This window comes from Pedobacter sp. Leaf176, assembly GCF_001424305.1.
In the GTDB taxonomy this organism is placed as follows: domain Bacteria; phylum Bacteroidota; class Bacteroidia; order Sphingobacteriales; family Sphingobacteriaceae; genus Pedobacter.
In genome coordinates this window covers 583,565-607,676 of record NZ_LMPD01000003.1, presented here as the reverse complement: position 1 = coordinate 607,676, position 24,112 = coordinate 583,565, and the positions used below count along the sequence as shown (strand labels likewise).

The following is a 24,112-nucleotide window of genomic DNA, read 5'->3' as shown; positions in this document are numbered from 1 at the left end:
ACTTTTATTTAATCCCGAATCATTCGGGAATACTTACGCTTAAAAGTTTATTTTTGCAAAATGGAAAATGTGGTCGAATTGCAGGAATCAGAAGAACAGGAATTATATGAACATTTAAAAATAGTGGTTGATAAAGGGCAGTCCTTGCTCCGTATCGATAAGTTCTTAATGGTTCGTGTAGAAAATGCTTCCCGTAACCGGATTCAGAATGCAATTGATGCCGGTAATGTTTTGGTCAATCAAAAACAAATCAAGCCGAGTTATAAAGTTAAACCATTTGATGAGATATCCATTGTATTACCTCATCCGCCGCGCGATACCGAAATTTACCCCGAAGATTTGCCATTGGATATTATCTACGAGGATGATGATTTACTTATCGTGAATAAAGCTGCAGGAATGGTTGTTCACCCTGGGTTTAATAATTACACAGGCACTTTAGTGAATGCACTCGCTTTTCATTTCGAAAAGTTACCCCAATTGCCGGGTAATGATGGTCGGCCGGGACTCGTGCATCGAATTGACAAGGATACCTCAGGTTTGCTACTCATCAGTAAGAATGAAAAATCCATAACGCATTTAGCAAGACAATTTTTCGATCACAGCATTACCAGGAAATATATTGCCCTGGTATGGGGTGATATTGAGAACGACGGAACAGTAACTGGTTACATAGGCAGAAGTGCGAAAGACCGGCGTGTTATGGATATTTATGATGATGAAGAAAAGGGAAAATGGTCTGTAACACATTATAAGGTATTGAAACGCCTCGGGTATGTAACTCTAATCAGTTGTGAATTGGAAACTGGCAGAACACACCAAATTAGGGCGCATATGCAACATATAGGTCACCCTTTATTTAATGATGCAATGTATGGTGGTGATAAGATTTTAAAAGGAACAACGTTTAACAAATACAAGCAATTTGTGGAAAATTGTTTTGAACTACTGCCACGGCAGGCTTTGCATGCGCAAAGTTTAGGTTTTATACACCCCACAACTAAAGAATACATTTACTTTGAATCCCCTTTACCTGCCGATTTTAAGGCTGGACTAAATAAATGGGAAAATTATATCGCCGCATCTTAATATATGTCTTTACAATACTTTTTATTTAACAATGAGTTTCAGACAATAGATGCTCCCGTATTAACAGCGTCTAATAGAGGTTTCAGGTTCGGCGATGGCCTTTTTGAAAGCATGAGGATGATTAACAACAAGCTTCAGCTTGCAGATTTGCACGCCGACAGGTTAACAGCAGGAATGAAAGCTTTAAAAATGGAAGGCCATGCCCTGATGGACGACTATTTTATGCGTCAAAAAACCACTGATCTAGCTAAAAAGAACAGATGGAACGGAAATGTCAGGTTTCGACTTTCTGTTTATCGACAGGGAGCAGGCGTTTATACTCCTGAACAAAATAAGGCTGGCTACATTTTGGAAGGCATTCCTATGAAAAGTAATGGATACGAATTAAATAATAAAGGTTTAATTATCGATGTGTTTGATGAACTTACCAAGCCAGTTAATAAGCTTTCAAACTTTAAAACATCTAATGCGCTCCTATACGTGATGGCTGGCATTTTTAAAAGTCAACATCGCTTAGATGAGGCGATGATATTAAACCAGTATGGTTTTCTTTGCGAAAGCATTAGCGCTAACGTTTTTGTCGTTTACGGAAACAAAATTTATACGCCTGCATTAACCGAAGGATGCATTAGTGGTGTTATGAGGACCAGGATAATGCAAATTGCAAAAATGAATGAGATGGAGTTAATTGAAGCACAGATTAATCCCGAAATTTTAAAAGAAGCAGAAGAAGTTTTTATCACCAATGCAACCCAGGGAATACAATGGGTTATGGGCTATGGACGAAAGCGCTATTTTAATGAAGTGTCTAAGTTTCTAAGTGAAAAACTGAATAATTTTAATTTATTGTAGGCCTAATACAAGCTGATTAACGAAGCAAGACCAAAAACTAAAAACTCTATAGTCTGATTCCTCTTAAAAAATCTTCGATAAACATCCTTTTCTTACCCTCATATTGAATATCTAAAAGTTTTATAAAGCCATCTTTGGTGGCAAACTTTAAATGGGTTTTTCCATCTGTTAAAAAGCCACCTGCAGCTATACCCGGCTCCTTATCTTCGATAGAAGCCTTAAAAACCTTAAGTACTTTGCCATTTAATAATGTAAAAGCAGTGGGGTAAGGACTAAGGCCCCGGATTAAATTATGAACTTGTTGAGCGGTATTATTCCAGTCAATCTTGCAATCCTCCTTAAATATTTTTGGAGCATGTTTCAAAACTTCAACCATTGGCTGCGGCTGTTCTGTAAAATCTCCTTTGGCAATGGCGGCGACGGTTTCAACTAATAATTTTGCACCTGCAATCATTAATTTATCGTGTAAATCTCCTGCCGTTTCTTCATCAGAGATGGGTACAGTATCACTAAAAATAATGTTTCCTGTATCTATTTCATGAGTTAAAAAGAAAGTTGTTACGCCGCTTTCTTTCTCCCCATTTATAATTGCATGGTTAATAGGTGCCGCACCACGATATTGGGGTAACAAGGAACCATGTAAGTTAATGGTTCCTTTTGGGGGCATATTCCAAACCATTTCAGGTAGCATTCTGAAAGCAACCACTACTTGTAAATCTGCCTGGTAAGATCTCAGTTCCTCAATAAATTCAGGAGCCTTAAGTTTTTCAGGTTGTAAAACCGGAATGCCTTTCTCTATAGCATATTTTTTTACAGCACTTTCATTTAGCTTTTGACCGCGGCCAGCAGGTTTGTCAGGCGCCGTAACTACAGCAACGATATTGAAATCAGCTTGAAGTAGCGCATCTAAAGAAGCTACTGCAAAATCTGGCGTACCCATAAAAACTATTTTCATAAGAAAGTGTTGTGTTTTTGAAATAACGTGATTCTTCACATTAAGTTTTCGCAAAAATAACTAAATAAAATCATCCTGACAGGTTAAAATGATACAAGGTAAAGAGGTAGTTAAAGCAAGTGGGTTGGTTTATGTAACGGATTCCATGCCTGGGATTTACCGAAAAGGAAAGCCAGGTAAATTTTATTACGAAGACAAAGACGGGCATAAAATTACCGATCAAAAATCCCTGGATAGAATAAAGTTTCTCGTGATTCCACCGGCCTGGCAAAATGTGTGGATTGCCAGTAAACCAAATGCATATCTGCAGGTTACGGGAATTGATGCTGCAGGAAGAAAACAATATAAATACCATACAAAATGGACCAATCGGCGTTCGGAAGATAAATATTTCCGGCTCTACGAATTTGGTAAAGCATTGCCAGAAGCCAGAAAAAAATTAGTCAAAGACTTACGCCGTAAAGAATTTGATGAACGTAAAGTTTTAGCGATTTCAGTGGATGTGCTTCAAAAGACATTAATCCGCGTCGGAAATGAAAGCTATAAACAACTTTACGGATCATTTGGTCTAACCACTTTAAGAGACAAGCATGTTAAAATAAACGGCAGTAAAATAAATATCGATTTTATCGGTAAAAAAGGCGTGAGGCAGAATGTGGAACTCAACGACAGAACATTAGCGAAACTGGTAAAAAAATGTCGTGATATTCCCGGGCAGGAATTATTCCAGTTTTATTCCAATGGAAAGGAGCATAAAGGAATCGACTCCGGCAAAATAAACAATTACATCAAAGAAATAACAGGTAGTGATTTCACCGCGAAGGATTTTCGTACCTGGGGAGGAACTTTAGAAGCTTTAAGGCAGTTTTCGAAATGTAGCGCAGACAAGGATTATCAGTTAAACAGCAAGAAAACAGTCGTAAATGTTTTAGATTGCGTGGCAAAAAAACTCGGTAATACCAGAGCCGTTTGTAAAAGTTCCTATGTTTACCCGCTCTTAATTACAGCCTACGAAAACAATGAACTTGAGAAATTCATGAAAAAAATGAATAATACTAAAGCTTTAGGAAAAGCTGGATTAGAACATGATGAAAAAGTACTGCTTTCTTTTTTGAAGTCAACCGGAACTAAATAAAGGATGCATTATCGACACCCTATGCAAGTGAATTTTCGAGACAAATCTGAGTTATTTAATATTCTTATTGAGGAATCTGAAATGCCTATTGGACTCTACGTAGGTGAAAAATTAGTTATCGAGGTGGCGAACAAAGCGATTTTAAAAGCTTGGGGCAAAGATGGTATGGTAGTGGGAATGGAGCTTGCTGAAGCTTTACCCGAATTAAATGATCAGCCTTTCCTGGAGATTTTAAAAAATGTTATCAAAACCGGGATCGCTTACGAAGGCAAGGAGGCGAAGGTTCAGTTGATGAATGATGGCTTTTTAAAAACCTTTTATTTCGATTTTGTTTACAAGCCACTGAAAAATAGCGATGGCATGGTTTGGGCAATTTTAAATAATGCCACAGATGTAACAGAATTGGTTAATGCAAGGATAAAAGTAAGTGAAAAAGAAAAACTTTTTCGCCAAATGATTTACGACGCTCCTGTTGCAATTGGTATTTTGCGGGGCAGAGAGTTAATAATCGAAGATGCAAATGATGAATTGCTTAAGATTTGGGGAAAGAAAAAAAATATCATTGGTTTGAAATTAGTAGACGGCTTGCCTGAAATTATTAATCAGCCGTTCCCTCAATTACTGCTCGGCGTTTATAACAGTGGAAATCCTCATTATGGCTATGAAACCATGGCAAGATTAGATAAGAATGGTGTATTAGGTGATTATTATTTCAACTTTGTTTACGATCCCATTCGGGATGAAAAAGGAGCTGTTAGTGGTATTATGGTCGTGGCAAGTGAAATTACCACGCAGGTACGGTCGATAAATGCTTTTAAAGAAAGTGAAGCGCGTTTCAGAAATTTATTGCTGGACAACCCGATTGCGACAGCTTATTACGAAACTGAAGACATTGTAATCAAAATAGCGAACAACGAAATGCTTAAGTTATGGGGAAAAGACGATAGCATTATAGGAAAGACGATGGCTGATGGTATCCCAGAATTGGTGGGTCAGCCATTTATTTCAATTTTAAAAGAGGTTTACAGAACCGGTATAGCTTATCATGCCGATCAGCAGGAAGCCGAATTGAACATAAACGGTAAGTTACAAAAATCATGGTTCAACTTCACATATAAGCCATTAAAAGATGCACAGGGACGTGTTTATGCCATTTTACATGCAGCTATCGATGTGACAAAACAAGTACAACTTCAACGGCAGAAAGACGAATTTTTAGGGATAGCAAGCCATGAATTAAAAACACCGGTTACAAGCATTAAAGCCTATACGCAGGTTTTAGAACGCATGATACGTGATGAAGGGGATTCAAAAAAAGCCAATATGGTTAAGCGGATGGACGTACAATTAAACCGGCTGACAGGTTTAATCGGCGATTTACTGGATGTTACAAAAATTCAATCCGGAAAAATGGCTTTCAACCCTGTTAAGTTCAGTTTCGATGTACTCGTGCAAGAAATTGTAGATGAGATGCAACATACAACCACCCAACATGAAATTCTGGTAGATTTAAAAAGCGATGCTGAGGTATATGCTGATAAAGAAAGAATTGGGCAGGTAATGATTAATTTTTTATCAAATGCCATTAAATATTCAAATGATGCTAAACATATAAATGTTAGCAGTTATATTGAAGATAATGAGGTAGTTTTGAGCGTACAGGATTATGGTATAGGAATCCCTAAAGACATGCAGCATTTAGTGTTCGACCAGTTTTACCGTGTTAGCGGAAATTTTCAGCACACTTACCCGGGATTGGGCTTAGGGCTTTACATTTCATCAGAGATCGTAAAAAATGAAGGCGGTAGAATTTGGCTAACAAGTAAGGAAGGAGCGGGCTCTATTTTCTATTTCGCTTTAAAATTGATTGCACCAATCGATTAATTGGTGCAATCCGTAGTTATTCTTTAGGCGCTTTCTTTATCGAATGAACCGGCTGTTCTTCGTTTTCCCTTTGTTTTGCAGGATTGGTTGTTTTTACTGGTTTGTTCGGGGTGCTATCATTGGGTTTTCTAACTGTTTTTTTATCTACAGGCGCTCTTCCTTTTGGCACTTCTTCCTCAAAATTACTTCCTGGTTTATCGCTTTTAACTTTTGGTCCGCTCATAGCTAATAATTGATTTTTATATGATTGAATAGCACAAAGCTTATCAATTATAAATAATAACAAACCTCTATACGTTAAGTTTTGAAATAATTGCAAGGGCAATTCAATCATTCGCTCCTGCGCTCATTCAATATTAATTGTATAGCAAATATTTCTTACGCATAGTTTTGTATGCGCTTAGGCCGGGTTCCCAGCTTGCTCTGATTTCTTGTTCACTTTTGCCGCCAATTATTTGTTTTCTGAAATCCGCTACACCAACGAGGCGTTCAATTGGCATAGTTTGATTGCTTAAGGTCGAATTAAAAAAATCATCTTTTTTTGGTGATGCCTTGTACAATTCGATTAACCAGGATATATTGATTTTTTTTTCCTTTCTCAAAATATTAGTGTCGTAACCTCGCAAATCAATACCGTAACAAACCTGATCTTTAAAAATCGGTGTCTCTGCCATGCCTTTTATCCCGGTTGGTGTATAGGAAAATTTATAAATTCCTTTTAGATAAGGTGCGCCGATAACTGTAAAAGGAAATTGCGTACCACGACCATGGTTTAAATAAATTCCTTCAAACAAGCAAGTACTCGGATATAACAAAATTGCCTGTTGAGTATTTAAATTCGGGGAAGGTTTTACAGGCAATGTATATTCCATACCGTGGTCATAGTTGGCGTTTTTAATGATAGTGATTTTGCACTTCACCTTATCTTTTAACCAACCTTCACCATTAAGCATCTGTGCATATTCTCCAATTGTTAAACCATGTGCCATCGGGATTGGCTGAATGCCAATACCTGATTTAAACTGAGGATCTAAAATCGGTCCATCGATTAAATAACCATTCGGATTGGGGCGATCTAAAATTAAAAGTTCTTTGCCGTTTGCTGCACAAGCTTCCATAACATGTTGCAAAGTATTTATATAGGTGTAAAAACGAACACCCACGTCCTGAATATCAAAAACCATAATATCTATGTCAGCCAAATCTTCTTTAGTTGGCGTGCTGTGTTTGCCATAAAGTGAAACTGCTTTTATGCCTGTTTTTGCATCCAAATCATCATCAACCTTTACTCCGGCACTTGCATTACCTCTAAATCCGTGCTCGGGGCCAAATATTTTCTGGATTGTCACACCGCGTTTCAATAAACTGTCAACAGATGTTGCATTGCCAATAATCGAAGTAGGATTGACAACCATGCCCACACGTTTACCTTTCAGTAACGATAGGTATTTTTCAGTTTGTTCTGCACCTGTTTTGATCGAAACCGGAAGTTTAAGGTTGTCTTTTATTAATGTCTTGTGGTTTGCAGACGTTTTGCTGCCAATTTCCTGTTCCGAAGATTTGGGTGTTTGTCCGCAAGCAGAAATGGCGATTAGGCTTATTAAGGAGAAGGTGATGCATGTTTTCATATAGAAAATAATTTTTGAATCAATTGGGCTAACAACGAAACAATTTAGTGCTTTTTTGATTATTGTTATTTAAGTATTGATTATTTTACTAAACGCTTATTTATTCTCAAAAGTGCCATTTTTAAAAAGGATTTAAGCACTTTTGTCCTAACAAATTTATCAAGTTGAATTTAGAATACTTCATAGCCGGGCGAATTGCCATAAAATCAGAAAGAACATTTTCAAAGCTCATTGTACGCATTGCAATTGCTGGTGTAATGCTGAGTCTGGCGGTTATGATTTTATCAATCGCAATCATAAAAGGCTTTAAAACCGAGATTCAGGATAAAGTTAGGGGGTTTTTAGGCGATATACAAATTACCAGATACGACTTGAATAGTTCTTTCGAGAATTCTCCGTTTGTTTTAGACAAGGAAACGCAGGAGCAGCTGAAAGGGAATAAGAATATCGAATACTATTATCCTTTTGCGACCAAACCGGCTATTATTTCTGCAAATGAAGAAATTGAAGGTATCAATTTTAAAGGGGTTGATAAGACCTATAACTGGGATTATATTAAGCAACACATTATCAGCGGTACCATTATAAATTTTTCTGACAGTACAGTCGCTATGCAGGAACTCTTGATTTCTAAATACACTGCTAATCGGTTAAAATTAAAAACTGGCGATGATTTTATCATGTATTTTGTTCAAAACCAGTTGAGGCCCAGGAAATTTAAAATTGTAGGGGTTTATGATATAGGTGTAGAGGATATTGATAAAGGGTTTGTGTTAGGTAACCTCAATATCATTAAGCGGTTAAATAACTGGAAACCGGGCGAGATCGGCGGAGTTGAAATCAGGATTAATGATTTTAATAAATTAAAAGATTTAGCCGACAGCATATTCGAGGAATTGCCGCAAAATCTACGGTCATACTCTATTAAAGAAAACTTTCAAAATATCTTTACCTGGCTGGGCCTACTTGATGTAAACACAAGCGTCTTACTTATTCTCATGCTCATCGTTGGCGTTATCAATATGATTACTGCCCTTTTAATTATGATATTAGAGCGAACCAATATGATTGGAATGCTCAAGTCATTCGGCGCAAGTAACTGGAGCATAATGAAAATTTTTCTTTACAATGCAGCTTATCTTATTGGAATTGGCTTATTGCTTGGGAATATTTTAGGTGTTGGTTTAGCATTAATCCAGCAATCAACACATATATTTAAGTTAGACCAATCCTCTTATTTTTTAGCATATGCACCGATAGAACTTCATTTCACCGACGTTTTGGTATTAAATGTAGTTACTGTAGTGGTATGTTTAACTGTCTTATTAATACCTTCCTTATTAATTAGTAAAGTATCACCACTAAAAGCCATTCGATTTAAGTAAATTTCGTTAAGAAAACGGATTAAACCGATATCCATTCAGTTCCCTGAACTACAGATACTACTTCAGTTCTGGCTGCGAGGTTTAGGTAAGGGTAAGTAACTTTAGATAAATAAAGACCTGTTGGATGTGCCGGCAATGAAAGTTTTGATGGCTTAAGGTTTATGAGTTCACTTTCGAATTCATCTATGCTTAATTCGCCTTTGCCAACCATTAAAATTTTTCCCATCGTAATGCGAATCATTTTTCCCAGAAAGCGATTGCTGGCAATGTGAAAGCGAAATCTATCACCTTTTGGATTTATAAATAAGCCAGCTTCCATTACGTTGCAAATGGTATGTTCATATTTATCTGGATGTGTACAGAAAGCCTTATAGTCTTTGTATTGCGGCAGAAGTGCGACTACCGCTTTCATTTTGTCAAAATCGAGCTTTTTTAATTGATAGAATGAACTTTGATTACTTAAAAACGGGTCTTTATAAGTATGGATAAAATAATCGTATTTGCGCTGAACAGCATCGAAACGGGCGTGGGGTTTGCCCTCCATCTTAATAATATCAAAAACCGCAATGTTATATGGAAGTGCTTTATTTATAATGTAAAGTAAATCAAAATCAAATTCCTGTTCAATATCAGCATGAAAAAAAAACTGGCTTGCATGTACGTGTGCATCAGTTCTGCCGCACCCTATAATAGGGATGAATGTCTTAAAGATTTTAGCGAGCGTTTGCTCGATAACATCCTGTACACTTTTAACACCGGGCTGCTTCTGCCAACCGCTAAAATACTGGCCCTGGTAGGCGATGTGAAAGAAATACCTCATTTTTTAGCTACAATTTTACGGAAATTTTAGCGCTGGAAATATTAAATCCTAATTTTACCGGATATTTGATAAAATGAACATTACAAATTGTCCTTGCGGAAGCGGATTATCATACAATAATTGTTGCCAGCCTTACCATTTAAAAGCTAAAATCGCTCCAACGGCCGAAGCTTTAATGCGTTCGAGGTACGCTGCTTTTGTAGTTGCCGATGGAGATTATCTCTTTGAAACCACACATGTAAGCAAACGCAGGGGAAATTCGAAAGATGCTTATTTAAAAAGTGCCAGGAATACAAAATGGCTGAAGCTGAACATAGTTGCTGCTGATTTCGATACGGTAGAGTTTAAACCCTTTTATCTAAATAAGAAGTTTCAAACAGAAGTACTTCACGAGAAATCTAGTTTTAGGTTAGAAAATGGAAAATGGTTTTATTTTGATGGCCTGTTTTACTCATAATAAGAAATCTTCTATGTTTTCTGGCGTAATTATTTTCGTTTCTACATTAATGTAGGCATCTAAAAAGGATTTAGGAAATTTTGCCTTTGATTTTGGATTCCATTTAATTTCATAGGCGTTCATTGCGCCATTTCTTTCTTCGATATAATCTATTTCTTGTTGTGCGTGAGTACGCCAGAAATATTGATTGCAATTGATTTGATTATAAGCAAGGAATTTAACTCTTTCACTGATCACAAAATTCTCCCAAAGCGCACCGATGTCTTGTCTTAAACTTGCAGGGCTAAATTGGTTAATAACAGCATTCCTGATGCCGTTGTCGTAAAAATATATTTTTCGGCTCTTTTTTAATTCATTTCTTAGGTTTCTGCTTAAGCTGCCGAGCCTGAATACAATAAATGCTTTTTCTAATAAATCGATATATTTTTCTGTCGTTTGATTATCTAAACCCGTCAATTGACCAAGTTCATGGTAAGAAACCTCATTTCCAACCTGAAATGCTAATGCCTGAATAAGCTTTTCCATTTTGTCAGGTTTTTGAATTTTCTCCCATATTAAAATGTCCTTATATAGATAGCTATCTGATAATTGTTTTAATCTAGGTTCTTCTCCACCCAGGTTGTTTACGATTTCAGGATAATAACCATAAACCAGGCGATGATTTAATAGTCTTTTTTCTGTTAATAATCCATGTTCTTCTACCATTTCTGCAAAAGAAAACGGATATAAATTGTATTCCCATTTTCTGCCGGTTAATGGTTCATTAATGTGATTTGCTAATTCAAAGGCAGATGAGCCTGTTGCGATTACCTTAACATCTTTTAACTGGTCTATGATTAATTTGATAGTTAAGCCGATATTATCAATTCGCTGCGCCTCGTCTATAATTAAGGTTTTTGCCTTGCCTAATAATGATCTTAAAGCTGTTGAAGTTGTATTTGATAGAATTGACCTGATATCCGCATCATCGCCATTCCACCAGATTATAGGAGAAGTAAATTTAGAAGAGAGTTGTTGTAAAAGGGTGCTTTTTCCAACTTGCCTTGGGCCTAACAGAATTATAGCTTTATTGTCTGAAAGATGTTTTTCTACGGAATTTGATATCGCTCTTGAAATCATAATCGCAAAATTAATATAAATTTTGCGAATTTGATCGCAAATTTAATATTAATTTTGCGATTACCATGATATGTAACTTATAAATCTATATCCAAAGTAACTTCTATTTTACCGGAATTGGTTTTATAAACATCTAACGCAACCAAATCTAATCCGGCAATTTCAAATGATTCTTCTTTGGATAACATTAAAAACTTCTCTCTAATTTCGATCAGTAGTGACTTTCTCGAAAATCCGATGGATGAAAATAAAGTGAATGAAGTTGGGTTTAATGATGGATAATCAATTGATACTGTAATTTCATGCTCCGGAATTACAATTTCGTCCGCATCGATAAGGTTTAAAATTTCCTCGTTTGCATTGGCAATATTCACCCAGGGAATAAATCCGCCACCGGCAGTTTTAGCGGCGATTACGTTGAAGGTAACAATGCTAACTAAGTTTTTTGGCGTTTGATTATTATTCTCAGCTGTATTCATATTACAATTTCTTCGCCTCGTTCCAGTAAATGTCCATTTCAGCCAATGTCATATCGGCTAAAGCTTTACCATTTTCTTTAGCTTTATTTTCTAAATATTGAAAGCGTTTGATGAATTTTTTATTGGTTTTCTCTAAGGCATTTTCCGGATTGATATTGATAAAACGGGCATAATTAATCAAAGAAAAAAGTACGTCACCAAACTCAGATTCTGCTTTTTCTACATCGATTGCTGTATTATCTTCAACATTAAATTCGGCTTTAAATTCTTGTAACTCTTCTTCAACCTTTTCCCAGACCTGGTTTTTGTTTTCCCAATCGAAACCAACGCCACGTGCTTTTTCCTGGATACGGGCGGCTTTTACGAGCGCGGGTAAGGAGCCCGGAACGCCTGCTAAAACGGATTTATTGCCCTCTTTAAGTTTGATTTGTTCCCAATTCCGCTTCACGTCTTCTTCGTTTTGAACTTCAACATCACCATAAATGTGCGGGTGCCGGTTAACCAGTTTATCGCAAACCCCGTTTAAAACGTCAACAATATTGAAGTCGTTAGTTTCCGATGCAATTCTTGAATAGAAAACCAAGTGCATCATTACATCGCCTAATTCCTTTTTAATTTCATTTAAATCGCCCTCTAAAATCGCGTCGCTTAACTCGTAAGTTTCCTCTATAGTTAAATGGCGTAAGGTCTCCATGGTCTGTTTTTTATCCCAGGGGCATTGCGTACGCAATGTATCTAAAACGGTAAGTAAGCGGTTAAAAGCATCGGCAGGGTTATTTGCTGCGGCTGGAATCGGGTTATTCGGCATCTTGTGTTGTTTATCGAACGCTAAAATAACAAACCCAGGCGATTAAGAAAAATTGAAAAGGAACTCTGAACCATAAATATTTGAAGCCTGGTCCTGGTTTATACAAATCCTCATAATTAATCTGATGTTTTGCAGCGTATATATTGGCAGGGAGAATGGCGCAAAAGAAAATAATTAAAGCAATGCCGGTGTACCAGCGTGTACTTTCTATCCCTAAACCAATCGCGAAAAGAATTTCCAAAACGCCGGTGAACAATACGATTTCAACTTTCTTTGGAATAAAAAGCGGAATCATTGCAGCCATAGACGTTTTAAACTTAAAATGACCAATCGCAGTGAAAAGTAACATCACGCCCATTGCGATGTTGCCGGCGAAAATGTTTCCTTTATCAAACGTAGTGTGACTACCAAAAGCTAATAAGGCTACATAGACAATAAGTAAAACGAATAGGGGTTTCATGATTTGAAATTACAATCTTTAAACGGTAAAGCGATTATGTTTGAACGCCTGACCGGAAAATTTGTTTTCTCGTGTTGCCTGAATTCAATAAATCTACCTGCAGCGGGAAATGTAAGATTTGTATTTTGAACCTGTTAAAAAGATAAGCTTAGTCATTTCTGTTCTTCTTAGATTTCTTACATTGTTCAACAATTTTCTGATTCCAGGTCAGCATTAATAAAAAAGCCATATTTCGATGCGCTTTTAATAAGTCGCTATTACCGTACAAATTTAGAACTTTTCTTCTTTTTTCAGGAAGGGAGGATGAACGATGGCCGAATTACCGGTTCGGTAGCGGATTTGAAATGCTTTTTCCCGAAACAAAAAAACGTTTCTCAGAAAAATGTTTCGGGTTGGAGAAACAATTTATGGAGAAACAAAAAAAAGTTTCTCGTAATTTTGTTTCTCGGATGGCGTATTTATCTTTTTTAGGAATTATGCCGGGAAATCCAATTTGGGCCTTACATCTTCCATTTTTTACTATTTTTGATCTATGAAATTCCATCATTTACTTTTGTTTGCTTTTGTCGCGTTTGTTACATCATGCAAGCAGGAAAAAAAAGTGCATCATTATATAAAATTTAATAATACGGGAGCGCTATACCAATTCTTAAAATGGTCGCCTGAAAGTCGTTTTCCTTTAATTAGTGCACATCGTGGTGGTCCAATGCCCGGTTTCCCTGAAAATTGCATCGAGACTTTCGATAATGCGACAACTTATAATCCAATGATTATTGAATTTGATATCGCCTATAGTAAAGACTCGGTATTGGTTGTAATGCATGATGATAAACTCGACAGAACCTCTACTGGTAAAGGTGAAATAGGAAACTATACTTATGAAGAACTGAAAGCCTTTAATTTGAAAGATACCGAAGGTGAAGAGACAAAATTTAAAATACCGACCTTAGATAGCGTTTTAAGCTGGAGCAAAGGAAAAGTATTGCTTACAATCGATTTAAAAAAAGGCGTTTCTTATGCCAAAGTCGTTGAAAAGGTTAGGCAATATAAGGTGGAAAGTAATTCAATTATCATTACCTATACAGCAAATCAAGCCCGGGATGTTCATCGTCTGGCTCCGGACCTAATGATTTCCGCTTCAGTTCAAAAAACATCAGACCTAAAAAGACTGAATAATTTGGGTATTCCAAATGATAGAATAGTAGCATTCGTAGGTGTAAGTGCACCAGAAAAGGAATTGTATAAGTTTCTTCATGAGAGGGGAATTACAACGATTTTAGGCACGATGGGTAATATTGATAAGAGTGCAATTGCAAGTCCATCGAAAAATGTATATTATCATCTGGTTAATAACGGTGCTGACATTTTATCCGGAGATAATTTACCGCAGACTGCGGCAGAACTGGATAAATTCAGGTATAATAAGAAGTTGAGTTCCCCTTATATTAATTAACAATATGAGCATTTCAGTTAGAAATCTGTCTAAGCATTATGATAAACAAAAGGCGGTTGATTCAATTAGTTTTGAAGCGAAGCCCGGCCGTATTTTAGGTTTTTTAGGTCCAAACGGAGCTGGAAAATCAACCACAATGCGTATGCTTACGGGATATTTAAAACCCACATCAGGTGAAGCCGAAATAGTAAGTAAGAATATCATAACACACGCGCTTGAAGTAAAAAATCACATCGGTTATTTACCTGAAAATACGCCGCTTTACACGGATATGTACGTCAAAGAATTTCTAAGCTTCGTAGGACAAACTTACCAGTTGAAAAATTTATCAAAGCGGATAGCCGAAGTAATTGAATTAGTCGGTTTGACGCCAGAACAGCATAAAAAAATAGGAATGCTATCCAAAGGTTACCGGCAAAGAGTCGGTTTGGCCCAAGCCATTATACATAATCCCGACGTTTTAATTTTAGATGAACCAACCTCTGGTTTAGACCCAAACCAATTGGTTGATATCAGGGCTTTAATCACAGAACTGGGTAGAAATAAAACTGTTATCATTTCAACTCATATCATGCAGGAAGTTGAAGCCATTTGTGATGATATCATTATTATTAATAAGGGTAAAATAGTAGCTAGCGATTCTTTAATGGGCATTAAAAAAGCCAATAATGATAGTCCGTTAGAAGATATTTTTAGGAAATTTACGGTATAACCATGTTCAAAATACAAGTTATTTTAATAGCTGCAATTTTATCTTTATCCTTGCCTACACTAGGACAGAACACTAAATTAGGCATTGGCGCGGACCTGGGCTTTCCATCAGGCAATTTTTCGGGTCTCTCGTCAGTGGGTGCAGGAGCCTCTTTAAAGGCTGAATTTATCGTTTCGAATGAATTTTTATTCACTCTGAATGCCGGGGTAATTAATTTTTTTGGGAGGAAAAATCAATTATTAAATATTCGGGACTTGACTTATGCGCCCTTAAAAGCGGGTTTAAAGTATCAGCTTAGTGAAACTTTTTACGCAGAAGGACAATTAGGTGCTGCTATGCCTTTAAATGATGGACAAAAAACGCTTTTTGCATGGTCGCCTGGCATAGGAAACTTATTCAATCTACCGGGCAGAAACATGCTCGATTTAGGCATCAGATATGAAGGCTGGACAGGAAAGAATGAAAGCCTTACATTTTTGAACCGTTCGAATACGAAGGGTTTTATCGGAATAAGATTCGCCTACGTTTTCGGGCTGTAGCGTACAATTAAGTATATGAGAATATGAATTTTTATCGTTCAAATATCATTATCTTCGGCATTTAAATCCTATGTACGCAATATTCAAACGCGAATTATTTAGTTTTTTGAGTTCGATGGTCGCTTATATTACCATCGGGATTTTCCTGTTGGTTTCGGGCCTTTTACTTTGGTTCTTCCCTGATACTTCTGTTTTGGATTACGGTTATGCAGAGCTAAGCGGTTTTTTCAGCCTGGTTCCATATCTTTTTATGTTTCTGATTCCAGCTGTTACTATGCGTTCTTTTGCTGAAGAAAGAAAAGAAGGAACTTACGAACTATTAATTACTAAACCCGTAACACTTTGGCAAATTGTTTCAGCAAAATATTTAGCCTGTTTAGTACTTATGCTTTTTTCCCTTATTCCGACCCTGATCTATTATTATTCCCTTTCTAAATTGGGTTTTCCTGAAGGAAATATAGATTCTGGCGCAGTAATCGGATCTTATATTGGCTTGTTTTTGTTGGGTTCTGCATTCATATCAATCGGTATTTTTGCTTCCGCATTAACTAAAAATCAAATTATTGCATTTGCAGTTGCTGCAGCTTTATGTGGATTTGCATTTCTGGGTTTTGATTACAGCAGCCAAATCGTAACTATGCAGAATTTTGAAACTACAATAGCTTCGCTGGGCATTAATCAACATTACCAGTCCATCAGTCGTGGTGTTTTGGATACCCGTGATTTGATTTATTTTGTGAGTTTTTGTGTAATCTTTTTATTGTCGACAAAACTGGTAATCGAGGGGAAGAAATGAGAAACCGATGGATTAAAATTATTATCGTTATAACGGCTTTGCTATTTGTAAATATCGCTGGGCAATATATTTTCCATCGGTTTGATTTTACTGCTGATAAGCGTTTTACTTTAAACGATAAAACAAAGAAACTACTTGAAAATGCAGAAAAGCCAATAACCATAACTGTTTTTCTTGATGGAACCCTCCCCGCTGCATTTAAACGCTTACAGTTATCGGTTAAAGATTTATTAACGGATTATAAGGCCTATTCCAAAGCCGGTTTCAACGTGGTATATGTAGATCCTTTGGCTGGCTTAAATCCTGCAGACCAGGATACTGTAATAAATAACCTCTACCTGCAGGGAATTGAGGCGACTAACCTTAGTGTGAAAACAGAAAGTGGCTTAACGCAGAAACTTGTTTTTCCGATGGCGATGATCGAGAGTGATGGCAGGCAAATGCCCGTTAAACTTTTACAGAACCTCGATGCTGGTGGTAGTTATGAAGATAATATCAACCGCTCTATAGAAAATCTGGAATATACTTTTACTTCTGGTATTAAAAAAGTTATGTCAGGAAATAATCCGCGAATTGGTTTTACGGAGTCCAATGGCGAGCCATCAGATTTACAGCTTTATGATGCCATGCATACGCTTGCCAACAGTTACGAAGTGGGCAGGGTAGATTTGAACACAATAGACCAATCGGGTCTGGATAAATTAAAACTTATAATAATTATAAAGCCTCAAACCGCGTTTTCGGAAGCGGAAAAGTATAAAATCAATTATTTTGTAATGAACGGGGGGCGGGTACTCTGGAGTATCGACCAGGTGTCTGCAGAATTAGATAGTCTAAGAGGAAAAAGTCAGATGGTTCTTAACAGAAATTTAAATCTCGACGACATGCTCTTTATGTATGGCGCAAGAATTAATTATAACATCATAGCCGATAAAAACTCAGCAGAAATCCCTGTTAGTACGGGTGTGGCAGGCGGACAGCCACAACTTCAGCTTGTTCCCTGGATTTATTATCCAATTTTGCTGCCCGATACAGCAGCAAGCCTCGTTAAAAATTTAGATGGCGTCAAAGGCGAGTTTCCAAGTACAGTAGATACCATCGGTTCAAGAAATGTTAATAAAACGTATATTCTGACAACGTCTAACTTTAATAAGGTGTTTAATACACCTAAGTTATTTTCTTTACAAATGGCTGCAGAACAAACAGAGCCGAAAAGCTTTCAAAATCCCTTACAAAGTGGTGGTGTTTTGCTTGAAGGAAATTTTCCTTCTGTATTTGCCGGACGGCCTCTTCCTGCAGGAATTTCCAAACCCTATAGCCATATTTCTAGCAGTAGGCCTGCGAAAATGGTAGTAATAGGTGATGGTGATGTTTTCATCAATCAGGTAATAGCAAAGGATAATTCGCCATTACCTCTGGGTTTCGACCGGTATACGCAGCGAATTTATGGTAATAAAGCGCTACTGCTAAACATTGCAGATTATTTTACGGATGATGATAATCTAATTGTTTTAAGAAATAAAGATGTTAAAATAAGACTATTGGATAAAGCCAAAGTTAAAATTGATAAAACGAAGTGGCAAATTGTAAATATTGTTTTACCGTTATTATTGTTAATATTATTTGCAATTTTTCAACATTATCACCGTAAGTACAAGTACGCTAAATAATTTTTCTATTTTTGAAGAAGACTAATTGATATCATGAGATTTATTGTATCCACATCAACTTTATTAAAACACTTGCAAACGGTAAATGGTGCATCCAGCAGCAGTACCGTTTTACCTATATTAGAAAATTTTCTTTTTGAAATTAAAGACGGTAATTTAACCATCTCAGCAACTGATTTACAAACCAGTATGACAACAGCACTAGCTGTAGAGTCGAAAGAAGAAGGTAAAGTAGCTGTACCGTCTAAAATTTTATTAGATACTCTTAAAACATTACCGGATCAGCCAATTGCTTTTAATATTGATGATACAACCTTCGCAATAGAAATTAGTGCTGGCGATGGTAAATATAAGCTAAGTGGCGAAAATGGAGATGACTTTCCTAAAATCCCTGTTGTAGAAAACGCATCATCTGTAAATCTTCCGGCTTCAGTTTTAACAGAAGCGATTACAAAGACAATTTTTGCAGTTAGCAATGACGAGCTTAGACCGGCGATGACTGGTGTTTTCTGCCAATTATCACCTCAGCATATTACTTTCGTAGCAACCGACGCACACAAATTAGTTCGCTATCGCCGCATGGATAGCAAGGCTGATAAGGCAACCTCGTTTATTCTACCTAAAAAAGCTTTAACTCTTTTAAAAGCCGCGCTACCTTCAAATGATATTAACGTATCAGTTGATTACAATGCAACCAGTGCATTTTTTAAATTCGAAAACATAAATTTAGTGTGTCGTTTAATAGACGAACGCTATCCTGATTATGAAGCGGTAATTCCGCAGAATAATCCAAACAAATTGGTTATCGACAGAGGTTTGTTTTTAAATACGCTGCGCAGGGTAGTTATTTTTGCTAATAAAACAACCCATCAGGTACGATTAAAAATTAACGGCAGCGAACTGAATATTTCATCGGAGGATTTAGATTTTGCTAATGAAGCACATGAGCGTTTAAGTTGTCAATATGATGGTGAAGACCTGGAAATCGGTTTCAACGCCCGTTTTTTAATTGAAATGCTGAGTAATTTAAGTGGAGATGAAATAACGTTAGAACTTTCTACTCCAAACAGGGCAGGACTTTTAATTCCTCAAACCAACGATGAACATGAAGATGTATTAATGCTGGTGATGCCTGTAATGCTCAACAATAGTTATTAATCTACTAGATTATTAGTTTTTTTTAAAAATGGCTTGGTTTTTGACCGAGCCATTTTTGTTTATATCAAATACAACCATCTATGAGAACCTCTACAATTTCTGTATTATTAATTTGTTCTATTGCATTTTTTTCTTGCAATGAAAAGGAACCTGATGCTATTGTTAAGGGGCAGGCGAAAATTAAAGTTGTTAATGCCATACAAGGCGATACGAAGCAGAATGTGTATCTTGATAATGAAAAGGTAACCAATAACGCGCTTTCTTTTGGGGAAACCAGTGAGTACATAAAAATTTTATCAGGCTCCAGAACCCTTACTTTTACAGATACAAATAATTTAAATACAAATACGAATTTCAATTTTGTACCCGCGCTAACGTATAGCACCTTTCTTGTATCCGATAGAAACGGAAATAGAGAAATACTAAATTATGAAGATAATTTAAGTACCTCAGATATGGCCAGTGCTAAAATAAGATTCATAAATTTAACACCCTATTTCACTACAGGCGTTAATGTAAGCATACAAACAGGTTCACCATTTGTAAACGCATTACTTTTTAAAGAATCCTCTAATTATTATACGTTAGAAGCAGGCGCAGATCTAAAATACAACGTTGTTGGTTCAGGAAATATCAAAACGATATTGGCAAGCGAGTTGTCGCCGGGAAAAATATATTCAGTTTGGTTTAGTGGTTTAACCTCCGCAAACTTGCAGGCGCATTTAATCGTAGACAATTAGAAGCTGGGATTTTCGTTCATTTAAAAATACAAAGACTATCTTTGTTGTACCCATTATAAATCTGTATGAAAGTCAGGCTGTTTCCACTTTTTAAAATTTTGTTGTTAATGGCAATCGCTTTTTTGGTCACATCTTGTGCTAAAAGCGATAACCAGGATTTAGATACCAAGGTCAGATTTATAAACGTCATAGACGAAAAACCACAGGATTTCTATTTAAACAATGTTAAATCTGCAACAAGCATATCTTATAACGGTAACAGCGATTACATTGTTCCGGCCGGGGATAAAGAATATACAATTTTCGCAAAAAACACTGGCAGTCAATCTGTAAGTGATTCCTTGAAATACTTTTTTTCTGTAGGCAGAAACTATTCTGTTTATTATCATAAAAAGTCTGAGAAGGATTCTGTACTACATATCCTGGAAGATAATTTAACGCCCGATACAGCTAATGCAAGGCTTTTTTTCATAAACCTTGGGCACACGCTCAATTCAAGGGTTAGTATCAAAAATGAAAATTCAAATCCAGTAAATCTTACCCTGGCAAACGGTGAAAATTCTGGTTATATAAAAATACCTGTAGGGAAAAATTCCAAGTTATATTTCAATCTTATTGACTCTGCCCAGGTAATTGACACCATTTCTTACACTAATTTTTTCAAGGGTAAAACTTATACCATTATAATTGATGGTGTAAACAAGGGCGCTAATAAAGGAAAACTCAGGGAGCGTTTGATTGTAAATAATTAATTCAGAATAATCTTCTAATCAATTAGATATTCCTACTTTTGTCCAAAATTATATAAATGGAAATATTACAACAGCTTTGGGATTTTATTGCCCACATAGATGTTCACTTAGCGGAGATCATCCGCGATTACCAGACCTGGACTTACTTGATATTATTTTTAATTATTTTTGCTGAAACTGGTTTCGTAGTTACGCCTTTCTTACCTGGAGATTCTTTACTTTTTGCTGCAGGAGCATTAATCGCAGGTGGTAACACAGGTTTAAACATCTGGCTGATGTTAGTAATTTTGATTGTAGCAGCTATAGCAGGAAATACGCTCAATTATAAGCTTGGAACTGTTCTGGGCTCAGGTGTTTTTAAGGAAGAAAACAAAATTTTAAAACTTAAATATTACCACCAATCTCACGAATTTTTTGAGAAGCATGGTGGTAAAGCAATTATGTTAAGTCGTTTTTTACCCATTTTCAGAACGATTGCTCCGTTTGTTGCAGGTATTGCTAAAATGCCTTTTGGCCGTTTTACCTATTATAATATCCTCGGTGGTGTAGCATGGATTGTTGCCTTGTTATTAGGCGGTTATTTGTTGGGTCAAATTCCGGTTATCAAGAACAATTTTGAGTTGGTGATATTGTTTATTGCTGTAGTAACCTTTGTTCCTGCAGTCTGGGCAGCTGTTAAAAGCAGGATGCAGCCTAAAAAGATTGAAGAAATTATTGAGGGAGGCGAATCAAAATAATAAAAGCGGGCCGAGTTCCCGCTTTTATCATAACTCCCTTCCAATCGGGATTCCCCTCTGGTATTTCTTTTCCAAATCGTCTTTTATCTTCATTTCATCAGGACTCAAGTCAATTTTAATTAGATTTTTAAGTTCCGGCTGACCAGCATCTACCCAAGCCGAATACCAGAATGAACCTATTTCTGAAATAGCAGAACGCATTTGTTTTTCTACCATCCGATTCATCTTATCATGATAGGCCGTTGAATAAGCTAGGGAGTATTGCTTCAAAATCACATTATTTCTTTCAGAAAAACTATATTTTCTGTCGGAAGGGAAGATAGCTGACAATTGTGCCTCAAATGTTAAAACCGTGTCGACCAGACTGTGTGTATGCTTTAGTATTTTCCAGGCCTCTTTTAGTGGGTTCTCTATGTAATTCGCCTTGCCCACAATAAAGTTATAGTTAGTGGAAAATAGCTCTGGCAAACGACTTTCCCAAAAAGCGTGGATGCCAACCTGGTTGGTTAATTGTCCGTTGTGATTACTTGTGGTATGCAAGGGAACGTGTGCGTCGCCGATGTAATGCCCCAGATCTGCTGAATATTTTAAAATTTTTATTGAATCACGCGTTGAAAAAGCTTTAACTAAACTAAAATAAGTTCGTTGAATCTGCCAGGGTACAATACCATTTGCGTTTAAATGCTTAATGCCATATTTAGCTAAAGCGTCGTTCCATTTTTCCGGAATACTGTCAATACACTTTTCATAGTTTTCTACATCAAGATAATGTCGTGGTGCTTCTAACGTATCGGCATAACGGCGTTTGTCGGGGTCGACAGCATGTTCGGTAATGTATTTCAGGTTCTTTTTATAAAAGCCAATCATATTAGAAGGCAGGGTAAAAATAGCCAGGTTATTAATCCTTTGGTGTGCAAAGAACCCCCAGGAGGTACAAAAAAAAAAAGGGATGATTAACGCAAGCAAAATCGTTAATCTTTTCATACCGAAAGATAATGAATTTACTTGAGATTTCCGTTTAGCTCATTTTAAGATACGGGAATTATCCCTTTCTTAGTGATCGTAAATTTATCAAATGCAGAATGGATTTTACAGCTTAAGGATATTACTTGTTTAATCCATGGTTGCAGTTAATTGTTTGGGGCATAGGTTACAACATCAATACCAACGCCATTTGGGTCTTCAATGGCGAAATGCCGATCTCCCCATGATTCATTTCTAATGTCGATCTTCATTTCAATGTTCTTCTTTTTGAAAAACTTATAAATTTCATCTACATTGTCGACTTCGATAGTTAAGTACATTCCTTGCCCCTGGAAAGGCTTATGAAAAAGCGGCTGCTGGCTCGGATGGTTCGGAAGGAGGAAACTGATCTCTGATTTTTTGTCAGGAGAATGGAGTAGAAGATAAAATTCATTCTCAAATGTTACTCCGAAATTAAAAAGCGATGTATAGAATGCTTTACTTTCTGAGATTTTTTCTGTTACAATACCTGCATTTAATTTCATAACTGGTGTTTTATTTGTGTTTAACTTTTGCTGTGAAAATACATCAAGTGCTATTGCAGACAACAGCATAATTATTAAGTGTTTTTTCATTTTTCGATTTCTTTCAATCAAAATTGAGGAAATCATGTGGATTCGAATTGTAAAAATCGGACGAATTATCTACCAAGGGCTTTGTTTGGCGTTGTGCCGTAAAAATTCTTAAAATTTTTAATAAAATGAGCCTGGTCATAATATCCTTGCTCCAAAAAAAGCTTGTTAAATTTTAAGCTTTGAGCAGATGGCTTTGCTTTTAATATGTTTTGGAATCTAACCACTTGACTGAAGGTTTTCTGACTGTCACCGATATAAAATTCAAATAATCTGCGTAGTTGTCTATTGCTCAGACCTACGTCAATATCATTTTCGACATTTAGTACACCAAAATTATCTAAAATAATATTGATGGCGTTGTCAATGCGGGAATCATGTTTCAGCGTGATGGTCCGTAAGTGATTGATAAGGAACTGATCAAGTTTAGATTGAATTTGGTTAATTGTCGTAGCAAGCGAAAAATTGTTTTCAATGAACTTTGCAACAGCCGGAACAACTGTATCCAGCTCTAAAAAGCGATTACTTAACTCACCTGCATTTATGCCAAACAGCATTGGAAACATCGTTGGAAGAAATCTAATACCAATGTATTGAAATGAGTTTTCTAAGGCAAATTCAGTATACTTTTTGCAAAACCCCATTATAAAACTGTCCTTGGGATGATTTAAATCGAAGAATATATCGATGCATCCATCTGCCACCACCTTGTAATTGAATTGTTGGTCGAGTTTCCTGCGGGTTTTTAGCTCCCAATAACAGTAAATGTAAGGTTGGAGGGATATATCCGGTGATAACTCCAGATAGGTCACAACCTCTCCCCAATGTGTTACCGCAGGCTGAATAGGGGTATAAAGATCTCGAATGTTTATCTTGTTTTTCAAAATGG

26 protein-coding genes are annotated in these 24,112 nt (G+C 36.5%); 15 read left to right on the top strand and 11 right to left on the bottom strand.

The genetic code is table 11. The features are described from left to right. Nucleotides 1-60: 60 nt before the first annotated feature. On the top strand, nucleotides 61-1,089 hold the full coding sequence (locus ASF92_RS11405; protein ID WP_056092593.1) for an RluA family pseudouridine synthase: 1,029 nt from the start codon (nucleotides 61-63) through the stop codon (nucleotides 1,087-1,089). Between the two features lie 3 nt (nucleotides 1,090-1,092). Then, the gene (locus ASF92_RS11400; protein WP_056092591.1) at nucleotides 1,093-1,941 is read left to right on the top strand and encodes an aminotransferase class IV; all 849 of its coding nucleotides are present in this window, start codon (nucleotides 1,093-1,095) and stop codon (nucleotides 1,939-1,941) included. Between the two features lie 46 nt (nucleotides 1,942-1,987). On the opposite strand, the gene fmt is transcribed toward ASF92_RS11400, so the two are convergent. Then, nucleotides 1,988-2,896 carry a methionyl-tRNA formyltransferase gene (fmt, locus tag ASF92_RS11395; protein WP_056092587.1) on the bottom strand — a complete coding sequence of 303 codons (909 nt, stop codon included), beginning with the start codon at nucleotides 2,894-2,896 and terminating at the stop codon, nucleotides 1,988-1,990. Between the two features lie 88 nt (nucleotides 2,897-2,984). Here fmt and ASF92_RS11390 point away from each other — a divergent pair, with 88 nt between their 5' ends. Further along, nucleotides 2,985-4,031, top strand: a complete 1,047-nt coding sequence (locus ASF92_RS11390) for a DNA topoisomerase IB (RefSeq protein ID WP_056092584.1) — start codon at nucleotides 2,985-2,987, stop codon at nucleotides 4,029-4,031. 21 nt (nucleotides 4,032-4,052) lie between these two features. Next, nucleotides 4,053-5,915: an ATP-binding protein gene (locus tag ASF92_RS11385; protein WP_197413283.1), complete on the top strand. Its 1,863-nt coding sequence runs from the start codon at nucleotides 4,053-4,055 to the stop codon at nucleotides 5,913-5,915. Nucleotides 5,916-5,931: 16 nt separating this feature from the next. Here the strand turns inward: ASF92_RS11385 and ASF92_RS11380 are convergent, their stop codons facing one another. Together ASF92_RS11380 and ASF92_RS11375 are read right to left on the bottom strand one after the other, a co-directional pair. Next, the gene (locus tag ASF92_RS11380; RefSeq protein ID WP_056093291.1) at nucleotides 5,932-6,138 is read right to left on the bottom strand and encodes a hypothetical protein; all 207 of its coding nucleotides are present in this window, start codon (nucleotides 6,136-6,138) and stop codon (nucleotides 5,932-5,934) included. A 133-nt stretch (nucleotides 6,139-6,271) separates the two neighbouring features. After that, nucleotides 6,272-7,543, bottom strand: a complete 1,272-nt coding sequence (locus ASF92_RS11375) for an exo-beta-N-acetylmuramidase NamZ domain-containing protein (RefSeq protein ID WP_056092579.1) — start codon at nucleotides 7,541-7,543, stop codon at nucleotides 6,272-6,274. A gap of 164 nt (nucleotides 7,544-7,707) precedes the next feature. Between ASF92_RS11375 and ASF92_RS11370 the strand changes: the two genes are divergently transcribed. Beyond that, nucleotides 7,708-8,928, top strand: a complete 1,221-nt coding sequence (locus tag ASF92_RS11370) for an FtsX-like permease family protein (RefSeq protein ID WP_056092576.1) — start codon at nucleotides 7,708-7,710, stop codon at nucleotides 8,926-8,928. A 19-nt stretch (nucleotides 8,929-8,947) separates the two neighbouring features. Here the strand turns inward: ASF92_RS11370 and ASF92_RS11365 are convergent, their stop codons facing one another. Then, entirely contained in the window at nucleotides 8,948-9,748 is an 801-nt protein-coding gene (locus ASF92_RS11365) for a tRNA pseudouridine(38-40) synthase TruA (RefSeq protein ID WP_056092574.1), read from the bottom strand. Nucleotides 9,749-9,821: 73 nt separating this feature from the next. On the opposite strand from ASF92_RS11365, the gene ASF92_RS11360 reads away from it, so the two are divergent. Next, a complete protein-coding gene (locus ASF92_RS11360) occupies nucleotides 9,822-10,205 on the top strand; it encodes a YchJ family protein (protein WP_056092572.1) in 384 nt (127 codons plus the stop codon). On the opposite strand, the gene ASF92_RS11355 is transcribed toward ASF92_RS11360, so the two are convergent. From ASF92_RS11355 to ASF92_RS11340, 4 genes are all read right to left on the bottom strand, one after another. Then, nucleotides 10,200-11,324, bottom strand: coding sequence for an ATP-binding protein (locus ASF92_RS11355; protein WP_056092569.1), 1,125 nt, complete (start codon nucleotides 11,322-11,324; stop codon nucleotides 10,200-10,202). The two genes, ASF92_RS11360 and ASF92_RS11355, sit on opposite strands and share 6 nt — an antisense overlap. Nucleotides 11,325-11,401: 77 nt before the next feature. Further along, the gene (locus tag ASF92_RS11350) at nucleotides 11,402-11,803 is read right to left on the bottom strand and encodes a hypothetical protein (protein WP_056092566.1); all 402 of its coding nucleotides are present in this window, start codon (nucleotides 11,801-11,803) and stop codon (nucleotides 11,402-11,404) included. Nucleotide 11,804: 1 nt separating this feature from the next. Further along, complete coding sequence (gene mazG, locus ASF92_RS11345) at nucleotides 11,805-12,611, bottom strand: nucleoside triphosphate pyrophosphohydrolase (protein WP_056092563.1); 807 nt, start codon at nucleotides 12,609-12,611, stop codon at nucleotides 11,805-11,807. A 10-nt stretch (nucleotides 12,612-12,621) separates the two neighbouring features. Beyond that, nucleotides 12,622-13,071 (bottom strand): hypothetical protein, encoded by a 450-nt coding sequence (locus ASF92_RS11340; protein WP_056092560.1) that lies wholly within the window; start codon nucleotides 13,069-13,071, stop codon nucleotides 12,622-12,624. Between the two features lie 532 nt (nucleotides 13,072-13,603). On the opposite strand from ASF92_RS11340, the gene ASF92_RS11330 reads away from it, so the two are divergent. From ASF92_RS11330 to ASF92_RS11290, 9 genes are all read left to right on the top strand, one after another. Continuing rightward, a complete protein-coding gene (locus ASF92_RS11330) occupies nucleotides 13,604-14,524 on the top strand; it encodes a glycerophosphodiester phosphodiesterase family protein (protein WP_056092554.1) in 921 nt (306 codons plus the stop codon). Nucleotides 14,525-14,528: 4 nt separating this feature from the next. Continuing rightward, nucleotides 14,529-15,236, top strand: coding sequence for an ATP-binding cassette domain-containing protein (locus tag ASF92_RS11325; protein WP_056092551.1), 708 nt, complete (start codon nucleotides 14,529-14,531; stop codon nucleotides 15,234-15,236). Between the two features lie 2 nt (nucleotides 15,237-15,238). Further along, entirely contained in the window at nucleotides 15,239-15,775 is a 537-nt protein-coding gene (locus tag ASF92_RS11320) for a hypothetical protein (RefSeq protein ID WP_056092547.1), read from the top strand. Between the two features lie 70 nt (nucleotides 15,776-15,845). Beyond that, nucleotides 15,846-16,571 (top strand): gliding motility-associated ABC transporter permease subunit GldF, encoded by a 726-nt coding sequence (gene gldF, locus ASF92_RS11315; RefSeq protein ID WP_056092545.1) that lies wholly within the window; start codon nucleotides 15,846-15,848, stop codon nucleotides 16,569-16,571. Beyond that, nucleotides 16,568-18,241: a gliding motility-associated ABC transporter substrate-binding protein GldG gene (gene gldG, locus ASF92_RS11310; protein ID WP_056092543.1), complete on the top strand. Its 1,674-nt coding sequence runs from the start codon at nucleotides 16,568-16,570 to the stop codon at nucleotides 18,239-18,241. Before gldF ends, gldG begins: the two co-directional genes overlap by 4 nt. Nucleotides 18,242-18,274: 33 nt before the next feature. After that, the gene (gene dnaN, locus ASF92_RS11305; protein ID WP_056092540.1) at nucleotides 18,275-19,399 is read left to right on the top strand and encodes a DNA polymerase III subunit beta; all 1,125 of its coding nucleotides are present in this window, start codon (nucleotides 18,275-18,277) and stop codon (nucleotides 19,397-19,399) included. Between the two features lie 80 nt (nucleotides 19,400-19,479). Continuing rightward, the gene (locus ASF92_RS11300; protein WP_056092537.1) at nucleotides 19,480-20,139 is read left to right on the top strand and encodes a DUF4397 domain-containing protein; all 660 of its coding nucleotides are present in this window, start codon (nucleotides 19,480-19,482) and stop codon (nucleotides 20,137-20,139) included. A gap of 107 nt (nucleotides 20,140-20,246) precedes the next feature. Next, entirely contained in the window at nucleotides 20,247-20,891 is a 645-nt protein-coding gene (locus tag ASF92_RS11295) for a DUF4397 domain-containing protein (protein ID WP_197413282.1), read from the top strand. A gap of 56 nt (nucleotides 20,892-20,947) precedes the next feature. Continuing rightward, nucleotides 20,948-21,628 carry a DedA family protein gene (locus ASF92_RS11290; protein WP_056092531.1) on the top strand — a complete coding sequence of 227 codons (681 nt, stop codon included), beginning with the start codon at nucleotides 20,948-20,950 and terminating at the stop codon, nucleotides 21,626-21,628. Between the two features lie 27 nt (nucleotides 21,629-21,655). Here ASF92_RS11290 and ASF92_RS11285 read toward each other — a convergent pair whose 3' ends face one another. The 3 genes from ASF92_RS11285 to ASF92_RS11275 all read right to left on the bottom strand — a co-directional run bounded on the left by ASF92_RS11285 (nucleotide 21,656) and on the right by ASF92_RS11275 (nucleotide 24,107). Beyond that, nucleotides 21,656-22,612 carry a zinc dependent phospholipase C family protein gene (locus ASF92_RS11285; RefSeq protein ID WP_056092528.1) on the bottom strand — a complete coding sequence of 319 codons (957 nt, stop codon included), beginning with the start codon at nucleotides 22,610-22,612 and terminating at the stop codon, nucleotides 21,656-21,658. A 146-nt stretch (nucleotides 22,613-22,758) separates the two neighbouring features. Then, the gene (locus ASF92_RS11280; RefSeq protein ID WP_056092525.1) at nucleotides 22,759-23,226 is read right to left on the bottom strand and encodes a VOC family protein; all 468 of its coding nucleotides are present in this window, start codon (nucleotides 23,224-23,226) and stop codon (nucleotides 22,759-22,761) included. A 65-nt stretch (nucleotides 23,227-23,291) separates the two neighbouring features. Next, nucleotides 23,292-24,107, bottom strand: a complete 816-nt coding sequence (locus tag ASF92_RS11275; protein WP_056092521.1) for a helix-turn-helix domain-containing protein — start codon at nucleotides 24,105-24,107, stop codon at nucleotides 23,292-23,294. Nucleotides 24,108-24,112 lie beyond the last annotated feature (5 nt).

Excerpts from the sequence above, each read along its gene's own strand:
- ASF92_RS11405 (WP_056092593.1), top strand. The coding sequence starts at position 61 with ATGGAAAATGTGGTCGAATTGCAGGAATCAGAAGAACAGGAATTATAT.
- ASF92_RS11400 (WP_056092591.1), top strand. The coding sequence starts at position 1,093 with ATGTCTTTACAATACTTTTTATTTAACAATGAGTTTCAGACAATAGAT.
- fmt (WP_056092587.1), bottom strand. The coding sequence starts at position 2,896 with ATGAAAATAGTTTTTATGGGTACGCCAGATTTTGCAGTAGCTTCTTTA.
- ASF92_RS11390 (WP_056092584.1), top strand. The coding sequence starts at position 2,985 with ATGATACAAGGTAAAGAGGTAGTTAAAGCAAGTGGGTTGGTTTATGTA.
- ASF92_RS11385 (WP_197413283.1), top strand. The coding sequence starts at position 4,053 with ATGCAAGTGAATTTTCGAGACAAATCTGAGTTATTTAATATTCTTATT.
- ASF92_RS11380 (WP_056093291.1), bottom strand. The coding sequence starts at position 6,138 with ATGAGCGGACCAAAAGTTAAAAGCGATAAACCAGGAAGTAATTTTGAG.
- ASF92_RS11375 (WP_056092579.1), bottom strand. The coding sequence starts at position 7,543 with ATGAAAACATGCATCACCTTCTCCTTAATAAGCCTAATCGCCATTTCT.
- ASF92_RS11365 (WP_056092574.1), bottom strand. The coding sequence starts at position 9,748 with ATGAGGTATTTCTTTCACATCGCCTACCAGGGCCAGTATTTTAGCGGT.
- ASF92_RS11360 (WP_056092572.1), top strand. The coding sequence starts at position 9,822 with ATGAACATTACAAATTGTCCTTGCGGAAGCGGATTATCATACAATAAT.
- ASF92_RS11355 (WP_056092569.1), bottom strand. The coding sequence starts at position 11,324 with ATGATTTCAAGAGCGATATCAAATTCCGTAGAAAAACATCTTTCAGAC.
- ASF92_RS11350 (WP_056092566.1), bottom strand. The coding sequence starts at position 11,803 with ATGAATACAGCTGAGAATAATAATCAAACGCCAAAAAACTTAGTTAGC.
- mazG (WP_056092563.1), bottom strand. The coding sequence starts at position 12,611 with ATGCCGAATAACCCGATTCCAGCCGCAGCAAATAACCCTGCCGATGCT.
- ASF92_RS11340 (WP_056092560.1), bottom strand. The coding sequence starts at position 13,071 with ATGAAACCCCTATTCGTTTTACTTATTGTCTATGTAGCCTTATTAGCT.
- ASF92_RS11330 (WP_056092554.1), top strand. The coding sequence starts at position 13,604 with ATGAAATTCCATCATTTACTTTTGTTTGCTTTTGTCGCGTTTGTTACA.
- ASF92_RS11325 (WP_056092551.1), top strand. The coding sequence starts at position 14,529 with ATGAGCATTTCAGTTAGAAATCTGTCTAAGCATTATGATAAACAAAAG.
- ASF92_RS11320 (WP_056092547.1), top strand. The coding sequence starts at position 15,239 with ATGTTCAAAATACAAGTTATTTTAATAGCTGCAATTTTATCTTTATCC.
- gldF (WP_056092545.1), top strand. The coding sequence starts at position 15,846 with ATGTACGCAATATTCAAACGCGAATTATTTAGTTTTTTGAGTTCGATG.
- gldG (WP_056092543.1), top strand. The coding sequence starts at position 16,568 with ATGAGAAACCGATGGATTAAAATTATTATCGTTATAACGGCTTTGCTA.
- dnaN (WP_056092540.1), top strand. The coding sequence starts at position 18,275 with ATGAGATTTATTGTATCCACATCAACTTTATTAAAACACTTGCAAACG.
- ASF92_RS11300 (WP_056092537.1), top strand. The coding sequence starts at position 19,480 with ATGAGAACCTCTACAATTTCTGTATTATTAATTTGTTCTATTGCATTT.
- ASF92_RS11295 (WP_197413282.1), top strand. The coding sequence starts at position 20,247 with ATGGCAATCGCTTTTTTGGTCACATCTTGTGCTAAAAGCGATAACCAG.
- ASF92_RS11290 (WP_056092531.1), top strand. The coding sequence starts at position 20,948 with ATGGAAATATTACAACAGCTTTGGGATTTTATTGCCCACATAGATGTT.
- ASF92_RS11285 (WP_056092528.1), bottom strand. The coding sequence starts at position 22,612 with ATGAAAAGATTAACGATTTTGCTTGCGTTAATCATCCCTTTTTTTTTT.
- ASF92_RS11280 (WP_056092525.1), bottom strand. The coding sequence starts at position 23,226 with ATGAAAAAACACTTAATAATTATGCTGTTGTCTGCAATAGCACTTGAT.